We start from the raw sequence: 286 nt of genomic DNA, 5'->3' as shown, positions 1-286 counted from the left end.
GAGGCCACTGAAAAACACGGCTTTTGTACGTAACCGAATGTGAACACATCAAAAAATACGATTTTCATTCAGATTTCACGAATGAAAATCGTATTTTTTTGCTTACTGTCCCACTGGAGGCGAGCATTTTCAACCCATAAGCTTCAGTATTCGCTTTAAATTAACCGCAAATATCGCCATTGCCCCCTGAATCTCCATGCCAACCAGACCCGAGGAGGACGCAACGTCGTACCCGTGTCTATGCTTAAGTTCACTGTTCTTGGCCTCAATCTTGTATCGTTCTTTA

Annotated in this window: 1 pseudogene; it reads right to left on the bottom strand. The window is 43.0% G+C overall.

Going from position 1 to position 286, the window contains the following annotated elements:
* Positions 1-129: 129 nt before the first annotated feature.
* Positions 130-286, bottom strand: a pseudogene (locus tag M3650_RS31505) (IS5/IS1182 family transposase); the annotation flags it as partial.

The organism is Paenibacillus sp. MER TA 81-3 (assembly GCF_023713585.1).
Lineage (GTDB): Bacteria > Bacillota > Bacilli > Paenibacillales > Paenibacillaceae > Paenibacillus_B > Paenibacillus_B profundus.
Note: the sequence above shows the minus strand (reverse complement) of the source record. Positions and strands in the feature narration are given on the sequence as shown.